A 15,368-nucleotide genomic window follows, 5' to 3' on the forward strand; every position below is an offset into this window, starting at 1 on the left:
CGACTGTTCGCCTGTTACACGGAATAAGCGTGTGTCGTTGGGAGCATGACGGGGTGACCCAAGTGACCGAAGGAAGCCCGTCGTTGTCGGCAGAGCAGGGCCGGTCCGCCGTACTGGCCTTCACCTTCCTGCGTGGGGTTCTCGCGGCCGGGCTGGGGCTGGGTGCCCTCACCGTGCTCGTCATGGTGCTGTGGATCAGCTCTCCGGCCCCCGACAACGGCCCCGGCGGCGCCCTCCACGCGGCGGCCGGGCTCTGGCTGCTCGCCCATGGCGCCGAACTGATCAGGACCGGCACGCTCGGCGGAGCCCCCGCTCCCGTGGGCCTCGTCCCGCTGCTGCTCACCGTGGCACCGGTGTGGCTGGTGCACCGCGCTGCCCGGGATGCCCTGGAGCAGGACGACGGGCGTCCGGCGCCCTCGGTGGCGGCCACGTTCGCCCTGGTCGTCGGCGGATATCTGCTGGTCGGGGCAGCTGTCGCGCTCTACGCGCGGGGCGGTTCGCTGACCGTGCACGCCCCCTCGCTGTTCTTCCCTGCGGCCATTTTGGTGGCGGGCGCGGCGGCGGCCGGGGTCTGGACGGCATCCGGGCGCCCGATCGGGCCGCCGCCGTCCTGGGCGCCGGTGCGCCTGCACGAGGAGCTGGCGCGTTCCAGGTTCAGGAAGCGTGCCGACACGGTGTGCCGGTCGGCGGTGGCCGGGGTGGCGGTGCTGGTGGGCGGAGGGGCGCTACTCGTCGCTGTGGGGCTGGTCTGGCATGCCCCGGCGGCTCAGCAGTCGTTCGTCCAGCTCTCGGGCGACTGGGCGGGCCGGGTCTCGGTGGTACTGCTCGCGCTGGTGCTGGTGCCGAACGCGGCGGTGTGGGGTGCCGCGTTCGGGCTCGGGCCGGGTTTCGCGCTCGGTACGGCGTCCACGGTCACCCCGCTCGCGTTCTCGGGGCGCCCGGCGCTGCCCGTCTTCCCGTTGCTCGCCGCGGTGCCGGGCCAGGGTCCGGGGACGGCCCCGAACTGGGCGGCCGCGGCGGTGCCGGTCGCGGCCGGGGTGGCGGTCGCCTGGTTCACGGTGCGGCGGGCCGCGCCCGCCCATGCCGGACGGGACGAGGTGTGGAGCCTGCGCGAGACCGCGCTGACGGCCGGGCTGGGGGCGCTGGGGTGCGGGGTGGGTACGGCGGTGCTGGCCGCGGCTGCGGGAGGGCCGCTCGGCACCCGGTCGTTGGCGGAGTTCGGCCCGGTGTGGTGGCTGACCGGTGCGGCGGCCCTGGCGTGGACGGCGCTGCTCGGCGTTCCCGGCGCGCTCCTGGTGCGGGCCTGGCGACTGCGGGGCGGCGAGCGGGGCCCGGCGCAGGAGGCGGCGGCAGAGGCGACGGCAGCGGAAGGCGCGGCGGAAGGAGCAGCGGAAGGCGCGCCCGTTGCCCAGGCGCCTGCGGAGGTGCCCGGGCAAGTGCCTCAGCGGACGGCCGACGACCGACGGTGGTGGACGCGGTCCGGGCGCCGGGAAGCGGGCGAGAAGGCCGAGCCGGTGTCCACGCCGGGAACCCTGCCCACCCCCGTATGCACCCCCGGGGGGCCGCCCGCCGCGGCGAACGGCGGGAAGGGCGAGGACTCCGAGTCGTACGACTTCCTGCCGACCGGTCCCTGGCACGAACGGACGACGGTCCGGCCTCCCGAGGAGGCCGGACCGTCGTGAATTGCGCGAGGTGTCACTTCTTGACGCCGAAGAAGGGTTCCAGAGGCTTCGGCAACTGGTCGTTGCAGGCCAGTTGGCCGGACTTGGTCAGGGCGTCGTTCACGCAGGTGTAGTAGTCGCGGTAGACCAGCTGCACCGTGAACGTCGTCGCGACGATCGAGAGCGCGAGCAGCGCCGTCACCAGCCCGCTGACCGCGGCCGTGGTCTGCTGCCTGCCATAGCCCGGAGCGGGTGCGCCGGTCGCGCCGGCCGCGGGGACATGCCCGGAACCGGAACCCTGAAGAGGACCGGCAGCCGGCGTACTGGACGCCGCGCCCGCCCCGGGGGCACCGGTGGCGCCGCCCGGTGCGGATGCCCCCTTCGGCTTCGCCCGGAGCGAGCTGATCGACCAGTACACGGCGAGTACGCCGAGCAGCAGGGCGATCTCCGGGAAGTCGAAGAGCGCGAAGAAGAAGGCCCACATGCCGGAGAGCAGCGCGTAGCGGGCGCGCCGCTGGGCGGGGTCGGTCGGATCCCAGCGCAGTCCGCCGGGTTTGCCCTCGGGGCCGCCCTGGCCGTTCGGCCCGCCAGGGCCTCCGGGGCGACCACCGAAGCCGCCGCTCTGGCGACCGGGCTGCTGGTTGCTCCACTGGCTGCCCCAGACCGGCCGGTCGTCGGAGGAGCCGCCCTCCGGCGACCCGTCGCCGTTGTCCCGGCCTTCGTCTCCCTGACCGTTCCCGGCGTTCGAAGGGTGGCGGGGCTGCCAGGGCTGATCGGGTCGGTTCGCCGGCGGCGCGGCGAACGGGTTGTCATCGGAAGGAGCGCCGGAAGATGAAGAACCGGAAGGAGAGGAAGGGCCCGTAGAGGACTGGCGCTCTCGCAGCAGCAGCAGCGAGGTCCGCTCGGGCAGCGGCTGGCGGAAGGCGGTGCGGCGGCGTCGGTCCGGCATATGGTGAACGTCTTCCCCATCTCGTCATTTCCGCCCTGCGGACGGTTCCCTGTCCCCTGACGCTACCTCCCTGCCAGGAGGGGCCGAAAGCGGGGAGCGGCTGCACCGGGCGCCCGACAGCCGCCCCCGGACACTCCCACGCGTTCCGCAGCCGGTCCCCGGTCGATTCCCCACCGACCCCCCACCGACCCCCGACCGCCCCGAAGCCGTCCCGTGGCCCCTCACCCCCGTCCCGTGGGGGTCCACAGAGGTGCCGGTATCGTTGCTGACGGTCGGCTCGTTCGTAGAGTTCCCCGTATCGCGGGGCTCGATTCTTTCGTACGACCATACAAATCAGCGTCACTCTGCTTCACCACGCGAGAAAGGGCCCAGCCGTGGCCTCCCCGCCCCCTTCCCCCGCACCGGCCCGTCTGGTCGTCCTGGTTTCCGGCTCCGGCACGAACCTTCAAGCCCTGCTCGATGCCATCGGCGACGACCCCGAGGGCTTCGGTGCCCAGGTCGTAGCGGTCGGCGCCGACCGCTCCGGCATCGTCGGTCTGGAACGGGCGGAGCGCGCCGGACTGCCTGCCTTCGTGTGCCGGGTCAAGGACTACGCCACTCGCGAGGAATGGGATGCGGCACTCGCGGCCGCGACGGACGAGCACCGCCCGGACCTCGTGGTGTCCGCGGGGTTCATGAAGATCGTGGGCAAGGAGTTCCTCGCCCGGTTCGGCGGCCGGATCATCAACACCCACCCCGCCCTGCTCCCCAGCTTTCCCGGTGCCCATGGGGTGCGTGACGCACTTGCGTACGGCGTGAAGGTCACCGGGTGCACCGTCCACTTCGTCGACGACGGCGTCGACACCGGTCCGATCATCGCGCAGGGCGTGGTCGAGGTGACCGAAGAGGACACGACGGAGGGCGAAGCCGCTCTCCATGAACGCATCAAGGAAGTCGAGCGCAAGCTGCTCGTCGAGGCCGTAGGGCGGCTCGCCCGTGACGGCTATCGCATTGAGGGACGAAAGGTTCATCTCGGTCATGTCGGTGAATAAGCCCATCCGCCGCGCCCTGGTCAGTGTTTACGACAAGACGGGGCTCGAAGACCTCGCCCGCGGTCTGCACGAGGCGGGTGTCGAGCTGGTCTCCACCGGCTCCACCGCCGGGAGGATCGCCGCCGCCGGGGTGCCGGTCACCAAGGTCGAGGAGCTCACCGGCTTCCCCGAGTGCCTGGACGGCCGCGTCAAGACGCTGCACCCGCGCGTCCACGCCGGCATCCTCGCGGACCTGCGCCTGGACGCCCACCGCGAGCAGCTCGCCGAACTCGGCGTGGAGCCGTTCGACCTGGTGGTCGTGAACCTCTACCCGTTCAAGGAGACCGTCGCCTCCGGCGCGTCCGCCGACGAGTGCGTGGAACAGATCGACATCGGCGGCCCGTCCATGGTCCGCGCCGCCGCCAAGAACCACCCGTCCGTTGCCGTCGTCACCAGCCCCGAGCGGTACGCCGACGTCCTCGCCGCGGTCAAGGCCGGCGGCTTCGACCTGACCGCCCGCAAGCGGCTGGCCGCCGAGGCGTTCCAGCACACCGCCGCGTACGACGTGGCCGTGGCGTCCTGGTTCGCCGACGACTACGCCGCCGCCGACGACTCGGGCTTCCCCGACTTCTTCGGTGCCACGTACGAGCGCAAGAACGTCCTGCGGTACGGCGAGAACCCGCACCAGCCCGCCGCGCTCTACACCTCCGGCGCCGGTGGCCTGGCCGAGGCGGAGCAGCTGCACGGCAAGGAGATGTCGTACAACAACTACACGGACACCGACGCCGCGCGCCGGGCCGCGTACGACCACGCCGAGCCGTGCGTCGCGATCATCAAGCACGCCAACCCGTGCGGCATCGCGATCGCCGACGACGTCGCCGAGGCGCACCGCAACGCGCACGCCTGTGACCCGCTGTCGGCGTTCGGTGGCGTCATCGCCGTCAACCGCCCGGTGACGGTGGCCATGGCCGAGCAGGTCGCGGAGATCTTCACCGAGGTCATCGTCGCCCCGGCGTACGAGGACGGCGCCGTCGAGGTGCTCGCCCGCAAGAAGAACATCCGCGTGCTGCGCTGCGCCGACGCCCCGTCCGCCGAGGTCGAGGTCAAGCCGATCGACGGTGGCGCGCTCCTTCAGGTGACCGACCGCCTTCAGGCCGAGGGCGACGACCCGGCCAACTGGACGCTGGCCACCGGTGAGGCGCTCTGTGCCGACGAGCTCAAGGAGCTCGCCTTCGCGTGGAAGGCGTGCCGCGCGGTCAAGTCCAACGCGATCCTGCTCGCCAAGGGCGGCGCCTCGGTCGGCGTCGGCATGGGCCAGGTCAACCGGGTCGACTCCGCGAAGCTGGCCGTCGAGCGGGCGGGCGAGGAACGTGCACAGGGCTCGTACGCCGCGTCCGACGCGTTCTTCCCGTTCCCGGACGGGCTGGAGATCCTGACCGCGGCCGGCATCAGGGCCGTGGCCCAGCCGGGCGGTTCGGTCCGCGACGAACTGGTCGTCGAGGCCGCGAAGAAGGCGGGCGTGACCATGTACTTCACGGGTACGCGGCACTTCTTCCACTGATACGAGTTGCACCCGGGCAGTCCGGGTAAGACGGAAGGCCGTCAATTCCCCGGAACGGAACGTGGGGAATTGGCGGCCTTCGCAAGGCGCTGAGGGTGGTTAAACCTTCAACATGTTCACTTCGTCTTGATGACGATCGTGCTGCCCGCGCGGTCGTGCCAGCCCTGGAGCTTGCCCGAGTTGTCGAAGAAGGGGGAGAGGTAGACCAGCAGCGCGCCGAGACCGCAGAAGAGCGAGCCGACCATCGGGATGATCCAGCGGATGAAGCCCGCACCCAGACCGGGGGCCTGGCCGGTGCTCTCCTTGACGACCTTGACGTTGAGGACCATCTTGCCGAACGTGGCGCCCCAGATGGAGACCATCAGCCATTCGTAGAGCAGCGCGATCAGCGCGAACACGGCGATGAAGCCGAGGAAGCCTGCGAGTATGCCGACGCTGGCGTCGGTCGCGTCGTTCATGCACTGGTTGTAGGCAGCGGTGCCGTACTCGCTGCTGCTGCAGTCTTCGATGGACTTCGAGGCGCCCACGAGGCTCGCGACGCCGATCGCCGAGAAGATCACGTAGAGGATGCCGTACGCGACGGCGTCCAGTGCACGCGCGCCCAGGCGACGCCCCATCGTGGCAAGTTCGACGGTGCCGAGGCCCGCGACGTTGATGTAGCCGTTGTTGGCCTGGAGGGTGCCGCCCGGCTGCTGGCCCGGGTACTGCGGAGGCGCACCGTACGGGGCCTGGCCCGGCTGCTGCGGGTAGCCGTAGCCCGGCTGACCCTGCGGCGGCACGCCCTGCGGGGCCTGCTGCGGGTAGCCGTAACCGGGCTGGCCCTGCGGCGGCTGGTTCGGCTGCTGGCCGTATGGGTTGTTCGGATTCGGGTTCGGGTCGCCGAAACTCATCTGGGCGTTCCTCCAACGTGCGTGCGGGGACGATGCGGCCGCACGGAGGAAAGAAAGGTCAGTGGTCCGCCCCCCGGTACTTCTGCGGCACTGCGGCGACAATCGTCATAAATGAAATGTAAGTTTGTCTAGTCGCGGCAGTTGCTTGTTGCTCAAGTGCAACCTCGCACCGCCCCCGGCACCCGCAATTGGTATGCGGGCGGGGTCATCCGCGAGTATGGGGACATGACTGCCCAGATTCTCGATGGCAAGGCCACCGCAGCCGCGATCAAGTCCGATCTCACCGTCCGCGTGGCGGCCCTCAAGGCGCAGGGCATCACGCCTGGCCTGGGAACCCTGCTCGTCGGGGACGACCCGGGCAGCCGGTGGTACGTGAACGGCAAGCACCGCGACTGCGCGCAGGTCGGCATCGGCTCCATCCAGCGCGAACTCCCCGACACCGCCACCCAGGAGGAGATCGAGGACGTCGTACGGGAGCTCAACGACAACCCTGAGTGCACGGGCTACATCGTGCAGCTTCCCCTCCCCAAGGGGATCGACACCAACCGCGTCCTGGAACTGATGGATCCGGCCAAGGACGCCGACGGCCTGCACCCGATGAACCTCGGCCGGCTCGTGCTCAACGAGACCGGACCGCTGCCCTGCACCCCGCAGGGCGTCGTCCAGCTGCTGCGCCACCACGACGTGGAGATCAACGGCGCGCATGTCGTGGTCGTCGGCCGCGGCGTCACCATCGGCCGCTCGATCCCGCTGCTGCTGACCCGTAAGTCCGAGAACGCCACCGTCACCCAGTGCCACACCGGTACGCGTGACCTCTCCGCCCAGCTCAAGCAGGCCGACATCATCGTCGCCGCCGCCGGAGTGCCGCACATCATCAAGCCCGAGGACGTGAAGCCGGGCGCGGCCGTGCTCGACGTGGGCGTCAGCCGGGACGAGAACGGCAAGATCGTCGGGGACGTCCACCCGGGCGTCGCCGAGGTCGCCGCGTGGATCTCCCCGAACCCGGGTGGTGTCGGCCCGATGACCCGCGCCCAGCTGCTCGTCAACGTGGTCGAGGCGGCCGAGCGCAACGCGGCCGACGCCGTCTGAGCCGGCCGACCCGATCCGGAAGGAACCTCATGGGTGCTGGTACGAGTCCGGCCGACCCGGCCGCCGCGGCGGACCGGACGCCTCCGGTGCCGTCGGAGGTGCAAACGGACACGGACACGGACACGGGGGCGGGGTCGGCCGGAGCAGGAGCGGGAGCCGATGACGGTCACGGTGCGGCGGACGAGGCCGCGGTGAACGAGGCTGCGGTGGACGTGACTGCGGTGGACGAGACTGCGGTGAACGAGACTGCGGTGAACGAGACCGCGGCGGACGAGACCGCGGTGAACGAGACCGCAGCGGACCGTGGCGAGGTGGAAGCGGCTGCCGGTGATGACACCGGTGCCGCGGACGCTGGTCCCGGAAGTGCCCCCGAGGGTGCCCCGGCCGCACGCCCGTCGCGGAGGTTCCCGTTGTTCACCCGGGACACCGCGCGCCCCGAGGGCGGTGGCCGGGCCGCGTCCGGGAGCGCGCCCGCCCCGGCCCGGCAGTGGCCGCTGCTCGCCGTGCTCTGCACGGCCGGGATCGGGCTGCTGATCGTGGCCGTCGACCCGTTCGCCGAGGCATTCAGGATCGGCACGATGCTGATCGGCGTGGCCCTCATCGGGGGCGCCGTGCTGCGGATCGTCGTCCCGTCGGTGGGCATGCTGGCGGTCCGTTCCCGCTTCACCGACCTGGTGACGTACGGACTGCTCGGCTTCCTCATCGTGGTGCTCGCGCTGGTGGCGCAGCCCAAGCCGTGGCTGGACATTCCGTTCCTGGAGGACGCGGTCCACTTCACGATCCGCTGAGGCCGCCCGCAGGGCCGCGCCGTCGACGGAGGGTGTCCGTCCCCTCCCCCGAAAAGGGACGGACACCCGGGGACGGGGCCGCCGGAACGTAGCCGCTCCGGAATATTGCGAGGTGAGCGGCCTTGCCCTCGTCCTGCGTTCAGCCTTGTGGACGGCGAAGACCGGTACAAGGGAACCCTGTGGCCTGTGGCACGGAGGTGACCATTCCGCCACGGCGTGATCGCTTCTGCAACGATGTGATCGCAATTGCAACGGTGGCGCGCTCACCTCTCACCGTCGACCGGGGGCGCGCGGAGACGCGCGTGTGGACCCGAACGCCCCCGTGCGCCCCGTATTCAGGAACGGCCGGCCGGCGTTCGCGCAGGCTCCTGGGTAGTTCGGAACGGAACACGGAATGACGTACCGGATCCAGGCAAGGGGAAGCGATGCCTCGTTGGAAGGCGCTGTCGGACGAACTCGATCCGCAGGTGAGGGAGTTCGCCGGCCAGCTGCGCAGGCTCGTCGACTGCAGGGGGCTGAGCATCGCCGTGGTGGCCGACCGCACGGGCTACAGCAGGACGTCGTGGGAGCGGTATCTGAGCGGGCGGCTGCTCGCGCCCAGGGGGGCGATCGTCGCTCTCGCCGAGGCGACCGGCACCGACCAGGCACACCTGACGACCATGTGGGAGCTGGCGGAGCGGGCCTGGAGCCGTTCCGAGACGGGCCCGGACGTGACCGTGGAGCCGGCCAGGATCTCCCGGGCGCGTGCCGCGCTCCCGCTGGTGCCGCAGCAGCCACCGCGACCGGGCGGCCCGGTCGGTGGTGGCAGACGGCTGGCCGTGCTCCTCGCGGGCGCGGTCGGCACGTTGCTGGTGCTGGCCGGAGCGGCGTTGCTGGCCGGAGCGGGGCGGTGATGACGGCGCGATGGCAGGACGCCTCGCCCCGGCCCGATGTGGTGCACACGCCTCGCCCCGGCCCGACGTGGTGCACATCCCTCACCACCGGGCAGCGGAGTAAGCGCTCCAACCACCTTGCAACGGTGCAAACGCTCCGTCGCCGCGCCACCGCCTCCCGGGTGACGTGATTCGGCCGAGTGAGCGCTGTGTGACGGATTGTGTGCGGTGCCACAGGGGGCCGGGCCGTTGGGAGGATCCGGGTCGGATAGCCTGATCGCTGGATATCTCTTCACATCAAGATTCAGAGATGTCCAGCACCAGGGGCCAGGAGCCCCCACCGCCAGCTGTCTAACGGAGATCGCCATGACCCGCACTCCCGTGAATGTCACCGTCACCGGCGCAGCCGGTCAGATCGGCTACGCGCTGCTCTTCCGCATCGCCTCCGGCCACCTGCTCGGCCCGGATGTGCCGGTCAACCTGCGTCTCCTGGAGATCCCGCAGGGTCTCAAGGCCGCCGAAGGCACCGCGATGGAGCTCGACGACTGTGCGTTCCCGCTGCTGCGCAACATCGAGATCACCGACGACGCCAACGTCGGCTTCGCCGGCGCCAACGTCGCCCTGCTGGTCGGCGCGCGCCCGCGTACGAAGGGCATGGAGCGCGGCGACCTGCTCTCCGCCAACGGCGGCATCTTCAAGCCGCAGGGCAAGGCGATCAACGACAACGCCGCGGACGACATCAAGGTCCTCGTCGTCGGCAACCCGGCCAACACCAACGCGCTCATCGCGCAGGCCGCCGCCCCGGACGTACCGGCCGAGCGCTTCACCGCGATGACCCGCCTCGACCACAACCGCGCGATCTCGCAGCTGGCCGCCAAGACCGGTGCCGCCGTCTCCGACATCAAGAAGCTGACGATCTGGGGCAACCACTCGGCGACCCAGTACCCGGACATCTTCCACGCGGAGGTCGCCGGCAAGAGCGCCGCCGAGCTCGTCAACGACGAGGCGTGGCTGGCCGACACCTTCATCCCGACCGTCGCCAAGCGCGGCGCCGCGATCATCGAGGCCCGTGGCGCGTCCTCCGCCGCCTCCGCCGCCAACGCCGCCATCGACCACATCCACACCTGGGTCAACGGCACCGCCGCCGGCGACTGGACCTCCATGGGTATCCCGTCGGACGGTTCCTACGGCGTGCCCGAGGGCATCATCTCGTCCTTCCCGGTCACCACGAAGGACGGCAAGTACGAGATCGTCCAGGGCCTGGACATCAACGAGTTCTCCCGTACGCGCATCGACGCGTCGGTGCAGGAGCTCATCGAGGAGCGCGACGCGGTCCGCGAGCTCGGCCTGATCTGATCGTTCCTGCTCGACGAAGCGCTCCCGGCAGCACGTGCTGCCGGGAGCGCTTCGTTGTTATTTGCCGTACTGGGTGCACTGTTGACGTACGTGTGAACGGCGTACTCCACATGGGGAATCAATGGCGTGCTTTCGTCTACACGGCACCGCTGAACCGGTCTAACCTACTCACCTTCCATCCCGACTCACTGGTGGAACAGCTGAGTTGATCGACCGAAGGGAAACCGGTGACCCAGAGCGCCGTGCCTCGGCAACAGCCATGGGGCCAGAACGACCTGCTGGGGAAACCGCCCGTGCATCCCGCCGTGAGCGAAGCGTGCAGGCTCCTCTGCGCCGGTGTCTACCTCTGATCTTGGCCAGTGTTCCGCCCTTCAGGTCGGGGGTGAAGGCCATCTTTGGCTCGGAGGCGCGGAGTGCCGGAGTGCTCTTCGTCTCCGGGGTGACGGTCAGGCGGGGCGCTGCTGGTTTTCGATGTACTGCTTGACGACGGTCAGGGGTGCCCCGCCGCATGATCCTGCGAAGTAGGAGCCGGACCAGAAGTGTCCGTCCCACAGGTGCCGGCGGACATGCGTGGTGTACTCCTGGCGGAGCCGCCGGGAGCTGACGCCCTTGAGGGAGTTGACCAGCTTGGAGAGCTGGACTTTCGGCGGGTAGTGCACGAGCAGGTGGACGTGGTCCTGTTCTCCGTTGAACTGCTTCAGTTCGGCCTCGAAGTCGGCGCAGACGTCCCGCATGATCTCCTCGGTGCGGGTCAGCATGGCGTCGGTGAACGCGTTCCGCCGGTACTTCGTAACAAAACCAAGTGAACGTGCAGGTTGTAGACAACATGGCGACCGGTTCTGACATCGGGATTTGGGTTCCAGCGTGGCGACATAAACCAATGTTAGGTTTTCGATCGTGAGTCAAGACACCCTGGTGAAGCGGCAGTTCGGGCACCGTGCCCGGCTTGCACTGTCGCACGCCGAAGTGTTGAAGACCGATGACCAGGCGCACGCGGCCCGCACCCTGTGGAACCTGCTGCACGCCTGGTGGCAGATGATGCCGAAGGAGAAGCGGACTCTCGCCAACGCGGATGCCGCGATCCGGCAGGCCCGCGAGGACATCGACTTCCTGGCCGTCCTTCCCGCGCAGGCCGCGCAAGCGGTGCTCAAGACGTATGTCCGGGCGTGGAAGAACTGCTGGGAGGGCCGCGCCGACGCCCCGAACTTCAAGGGCCGTCTTCGCACGGTGATGTCCGTGGACATCCCGCAGGGCCGCGACCTGAACATCACCCGCGTGCATCGCCGGTGGGGGCAGGTCAGCCTTCCCAAGGTGGGCCGGGTCCGCTTCCGCTGGACCAAGGACCTGCCCGTGGGCAAGCACGCCACCACGGAGAACCGGATCACCGGGGCCCGGCTGGTCAAGGATGTGCTCGGCTGGCACATCACCTTCCGTGTCCAGACCTTGGAGGCCGGGCCCGAGCCCCACCAGGGGCCGGAAGTCGGCATCGACGTGGGCGTCAACGTGCCCATCGCCCTGTCGGACGGGCAGACGTATGAGCACGGCGAGTGGCTGACGGAGAAGGAGAAGGCCAAGCTCCTGCATCTGGATCAGCGCGCCGCCCGGCGTAAGCAGCACCGCAAGCCCGGCGAGCGCACCAGCCGCCGACTGCACCGCACCTACGACCAGATCGCAGGACTCCGCGCGAAAGCCAAGCGCCGGGCCCTGGACTGGCAGCACCGGACGACCACCGCCATCGCCCGCACCTACGGCACGGTCGTGGTCGAAGCACTCACCATCACGAACATGGTCAAATCCGCCAGAGGAACCATCGAAGAGCCGGGGAAGAACGTCGCCCAGAAATCTGGGCTGAACCGCTCCATCAGCGGGGAGGCGTGGGGCCGGACGGTCACCATGCTGACGTACAAGACCGCCAGGCTGGGGGGCACCCTGCACAAGGTCCCCGCCCCCGGAACTTCCCAACGCTGCTCGGCGTGCGGCATCACCACGCCCGGCAGCCGGGAGAGCCAGGCCGTGTTCGTGTGTAAGAACCCGGACTGCGGCTGGTCGGGCAACGCCGACCACAACGCAGCCCACAACGTCTTGCACCTGTACCGGATGGGCCTCGCGCTCATCCCGGCTGCCGGGAGGGCAGTCGTCAGGCGCGCGCAGCGCGTCAAGCCCGCTACCGCAAGGTAAGCAGGAATCTCCCGGCTTCAGCCGGGAGAGCACTTCAAATGGACGACGGCTACCGTAACGCTGTCGTCGACCAGCTCTATGTCCAGGAGGAACGCCTCGCTGCCCCGGCGCTCGGCTTCGACGCGGCACGGGTGCTGGCCCACGCCCTGCGGGCCCGCCGCGCCGAGCTCGGCTGGGCGGCGGGTACCGTGGCCCTCTGGATCCTGGCTGTTGTGCTCACCCATGGCCTGTTCGCGATTCTGCTGGGGGCGAGCATCTACCTGGCGCTGGCCTCATGGGCCCGAGGCACCGCAGCGCGGCCTCCGTTCTTCAGGCAGGCCGGGGGCTTCATTCTGCGATGGTACGGACGGATCCTGCTGACCGTTGGCCTGGCCGGGTTGGTCTACAGCGCGTTCTCCGGCGGAGAAACGGGCGATCCGTCAGACAGCTCGGCCTTCGCCTTCGAACCCTCTCAGGACTCCTGGACTGCCAGTGTCATCCCGCTCAGCCAGCCCTTCGCCGGCGGGGCGGGCTCCGGGGCGGCATGGGGAGCGATGGTGTTGTTTGCGCTGCTCACGGTATTGGTTGCGGTCCAGCGTGGTCAGTTCGCGCGGGTCATGAACGGTGAACTGGCCAGGAAGAACTTCTCGGATGTCGCTGCTGACCCGGCCGAGCGGGCCGAGGGCGTACGTTTCCGCCGCCTCCAGTACCGCATCAGGGCCGAACAGCACGCCCCTCTGATCATGTACAGCACCGGGAACCCGTTCTGCGGCGCCGGTCTTCCGTACAGCCCCTGGAATCTCGCCGTCGAACTCCGGCCGAGCAAGGACCGTCCGACGGAGCCGATCGACAACGCGCAGGTCCTCCGACGCGTCGTGCCCCTGCTGGAGGCGCTGCGGGTGCCGTCCCCGCACGGGTCCAAAGAGGCCGCGGCTGCGGTGCGGGACCGGTTGCGGGAGCTGCAGATCGATGAGTGCGTCTTCCTGCCGGTCGCCGGAATGCCCAGGCGCGAGGACACGCCGTACAGTCCGGAAGGGTTCGACCGTCATCGGCTGGGCTCCGTCGAAGAGGGCGGGGAGAGCCGTAGGCACTTCCTGCGCATCCGGGTCGGCGGCTGGAACGAGCAGGTCGTCGTCACCGTCTTCGTACGGGTCCACACCCAAGGCGGGATGCTGATGCTGGAAGTCGCCCCCCATGTGCTGATGCCTGTACGGGCGTTGTTCCAGGAGGCCGACCGGATCGCCCACCGGCACCGCAACAACAACTGGCTCGGGAAAGCCGTCTGGGCGCTGACCCGGACCCCGGGCTCGTTCGGGCGGGCGATCGGCACGCTCGCGCGCGGCGCCGTCAGCGGGTGGACGATCCTCACGGCCGGAAACGGCGGGGCTCTCCCGGACGGGCCCCAAGCATCCGTCCGGGAGCTGGGATCCGACCAGGAGGCCTCGCTCTTCCAGGACATGGATGTCAACCGGTACTTGAAGAGCATTCAGGACCGGGTGGCCAACGGCGTACGTCTGGCGCTCCACGAAGCGGGCTGGCAGACCGACGAGTTCGAGCAGAAGATCGTGAACGTCGGCGCGGGCGGGGTCTTTATCGAATCGGCGCACGACAGCGCGATCGGTATCGGTGACCGGAACACGGTGACGAACACGCACAGGAACGCGGAGTCCGGCCCGACGCCGGGAGCGAAGGCGAATTGGACACCGAACACGGGAGGCAAGTGATCATGGGAGCGCCCGACGGGCAGCAGCCCGCAGTGCATCTGGGGTCGGTGACCAACAGTGCTTTTGCCATCGGCAACGACAACACGGTCGCGCAGCACCACCATCACGCCGCAGAGCCTGGCGACACCCACGCCGAACTGCTGCGCGCCGTCCAGGATCTCCGCGCCGACCTGGGACGATTCGTCGCTTCGGACACCACGGAGATCCTCGACGCCGAACTGGTCTCGGTCACGGACGAGATCGAGACCACAGGAACTGCCGCGCCCGGCCGGCTCGCCCGGCTGCAGGAGGCGCTCACGGCGGCCGGAGCGCTCACCTCGACACTTGCCTCGGGCGTCGCGGTGGGCCAGGCCGTCGCCGCACTGCTGGGAGGCTGAGCGATGACCGGGGGCGGAGTGCGCTGGGACGACGAGACGCAGAGCTGGGAAGCCGGCGACAGCCGTGCCCCGTACACACCGCCACCTCCGCCGTTGCCCTCCTCGCCGCCGGTGGTGCCCGCGCCGCCACCGGTCCCGCCCACGGCGATCGACCCGACCGGCGTCGGCGTGGTGAGGACGGACGTACGGCGGTTCCGGGAGCGGATCACACCACTGGGTGCGGCTGTCACCGTCGCGGTGCTGGCGGCGGGCGCCACCGCGGTCTGGTTCCAGGTCCGTGGCGGGGGTGACGGGCACGAGCGTGCCGAGCAGCCATCGGTCAGCACCCCGGCCGACGGTGCGACGGAGGACAGCGAGGACGGGGGGCTCCCGGCTTCGGAGGAGGGAACCACCGGCGCGGCGACCGGCGAGGCCGTTCCCGATGACTCGGCTTCGGCCGAGTTGCCGCCCGGCTATCGGCTGTCGGACGACACGGAAGGTTTCGCCATCGCCGTCCCTGAGGGGTGGGAGCGCAGCCAGAAACGGGAGGGAGTCTTCTACACGTCGTCCGACGGGACCCGACTGGTCCAGATCTTCCGGGTCACGGAGAAGAACATGACAGCCGAGGAAGCGGTCCGTGTGGCGTCCGACGACCGCCGCGTGCACAGCGAGGCTTATGAGGAGGTCCGTGTCGGACCGGTGGACGGCGAGGGGGCGGGGGACGCCGCCGAGCTCGTGTACGCGTACGACAGTGCGGACGCCGGAGGCCGACGCCAGGTCGTCGAGCGCGTCTTCACCGCCTCGGACGAACGGCTCTACGCGGTCCTGGTCGCTGGGCCCGCCGACGAATGGCCGGACCAGGAGGAGAATCTCGCCGTGGCAGTGGCGCACTTTGATCCGTACAACGATCCGTTCTGAGCGCAGGGGCTGTTTCGTCGGCCCGCGTGCAGCCGGT

General features: G+C 69.9%; 13 protein-coding genes and 1 pseudogene. 11 read left to right on the top strand and 3 right to left on the bottom strand.

All coding sequences use genetic code 11. The annotated features are described in order from the left end of the window. Window positions 1–62: 62 nt before the first annotated feature. The gene (locus tag OG936_RS21600; RefSeq protein WP_406496741.1) at window positions 63–1,682 is read left to right on the top strand and encodes a DUF6350 family protein; all 1,620 of its coding nucleotides are present in this window, start codon (window positions 63–65) and stop codon (window positions 1,680–1,682) included. A 13-nt stretch (window positions 1,683–1,695) separates the two neighbouring features. Here the strand turns inward: OG936_RS21600 and OG936_RS21605 are convergent, their stop codons facing one another. Then, window positions 1,696–2,610 carry a hypothetical protein gene (locus OG936_RS21605; RefSeq protein WP_406496743.1) on the bottom strand — a complete coding sequence of 305 codons (915 nt, stop codon included), beginning with the start codon at window positions 2,608–2,610 and terminating at the stop codon, window positions 1,696–1,698. 374 nt (window positions 2,611–2,984) lie between these two features. On the opposite strand from OG936_RS21605, the gene purN reads away from it, so the two are divergent. Together purN and purH are read left to right on the top strand one after the other, a co-directional pair. After that, the gene (purN, locus tag OG936_RS21610; RefSeq protein ID WP_406496744.1) at window positions 2,985–3,641 is read left to right on the top strand and encodes a phosphoribosylglycinamide formyltransferase; all 657 of its coding nucleotides are present in this window, start codon (window positions 2,985–2,987) and stop codon (window positions 3,639–3,641) included. Continuing rightward, complete coding sequence (gene purH, locus OG936_RS21615) at window positions 3,628–5,181, top strand: bifunctional phosphoribosylaminoimidazolecarboxamide formyltransferase/IMP cyclohydrolase (protein ID WP_406496746.1); 1,554 nt, start codon at window positions 3,628–3,630, stop codon at window positions 5,179–5,181. Before purN ends, purH begins: the two co-directional genes overlap by 14 nt. A gap of 116 nt (window positions 5,182–5,297) precedes the next feature. On the opposite strand, the gene OG936_RS21620 is transcribed toward purH, so the two are convergent. Then, window positions 5,298–6,071, bottom strand: coding sequence for an RDD family protein (locus OG936_RS21620; protein ID WP_406496748.1), 774 nt, complete (start codon window positions 6,069–6,071; stop codon window positions 5,298–5,300). A 225-nt stretch (window positions 6,072–6,296) separates the two neighbouring features. Between OG936_RS21620 and OG936_RS21625 the strand changes: the two genes are divergently transcribed. The 4 genes from OG936_RS21625 (at window position 6,297) to OG936_RS21640 (ending at window position 10,176) form a co-directional block, all read left to right on the top strand. Then, window positions 6,297–7,160 carry a bifunctional methylenetetrahydrofolate dehydrogenase/methenyltetrahydrofolate cyclohydrolase gene (locus OG936_RS21625; protein ID WP_266905678.1) on the top strand — a complete coding sequence of 288 codons (864 nt, stop codon included), beginning with the start codon at window positions 6,297–6,299 and terminating at the stop codon, window positions 7,158–7,160. A gap of 29 nt (window positions 7,161–7,189) precedes the next feature. After that, window positions 7,190–7,948: a DUF3017 domain-containing protein gene (locus OG936_RS21630; protein ID WP_406496750.1), complete on the top strand. Its 759-nt coding sequence runs from the start codon at window positions 7,190–7,192 to the stop codon at window positions 7,946–7,948. Between the two features lie 425 nt (window positions 7,949–8,373). After that, a complete protein-coding gene (locus OG936_RS21635) occupies window positions 8,374–8,841 on the top strand; it encodes a helix-turn-helix domain-containing protein (protein ID WP_406496752.1) in 468 nt (155 codons plus the stop codon). A gap of 345 nt (window positions 8,842–9,186) precedes the next feature. Then, window positions 9,187–10,176 carry a malate dehydrogenase gene (locus tag OG936_RS21640; RefSeq protein WP_406496754.1) on the top strand — a complete coding sequence of 330 codons (990 nt, stop codon included), beginning with the start codon at window positions 9,187–9,189 and terminating at the stop codon, window positions 10,174–10,176. A gap of 446 nt (window positions 10,177–10,622) precedes the next feature. Here the strand turns inward: OG936_RS21640 and tnpA are convergent. Next, a pseudogene (gene tnpA / locus OG936_RS21645) lies at window positions 10,623–11,050 on the bottom strand (IS200/IS605 family transposase). Window positions 11,051–11,073: 23 nt separating this feature from the next. Here tnpA and OG936_RS21650 point away from each other — a divergent pair. The 4 genes from OG936_RS21650 to OG936_RS21665 are packed head-to-tail and all read left to right on the top strand — an operon-like array spanning window position 11,074 to window position 15,331. Beyond that, window positions 11,074–12,354, top strand: coding sequence for an RNA-guided endonuclease InsQ/TnpB family protein (locus OG936_RS21650; RefSeq protein ID WP_406496755.1), 1,281 nt, complete (start codon window positions 11,074–11,076; stop codon window positions 12,352–12,354). Window positions 12,355–12,392: 38 nt separating this feature from the next. Then, complete coding sequence (locus OG936_RS21655; protein WP_406496757.1) at window positions 12,393–14,057, top strand: hypothetical protein; 1,665 nt, start codon at window positions 12,393–12,395, stop codon at window positions 14,055–14,057. Window positions 14,058–14,059: 2 nt separating this feature from the next. Then, on the top strand, window positions 14,060–14,434 hold the full coding sequence (locus OG936_RS21660) for a hypothetical protein (RefSeq protein WP_406496758.1): 375 nt from the start codon (window positions 14,060–14,062) through the stop codon (window positions 14,432–14,434). Between the two features lie 3 nt (window positions 14,435–14,437). Next, on the top strand, window positions 14,438–15,331 hold the full coding sequence (locus OG936_RS21665; RefSeq protein WP_406496760.1) for a serine/arginine repetitive matrix protein 2: 894 nt from the start codon (window positions 14,438–14,440) through the stop codon (window positions 15,329–15,331). Window positions 15,332–15,368 lie beyond the last annotated feature (37 nt).

Origin of the sequence: Streptomyces sp. NBC_00846 (assembly GCF_045207325.1) — a bacterium.
In the GTDB taxonomy this organism is placed as follows: domain Bacteria; phylum Actinomycetota; class Actinomycetes; order Streptomycetales; family Streptomycetaceae; genus Streptomyces.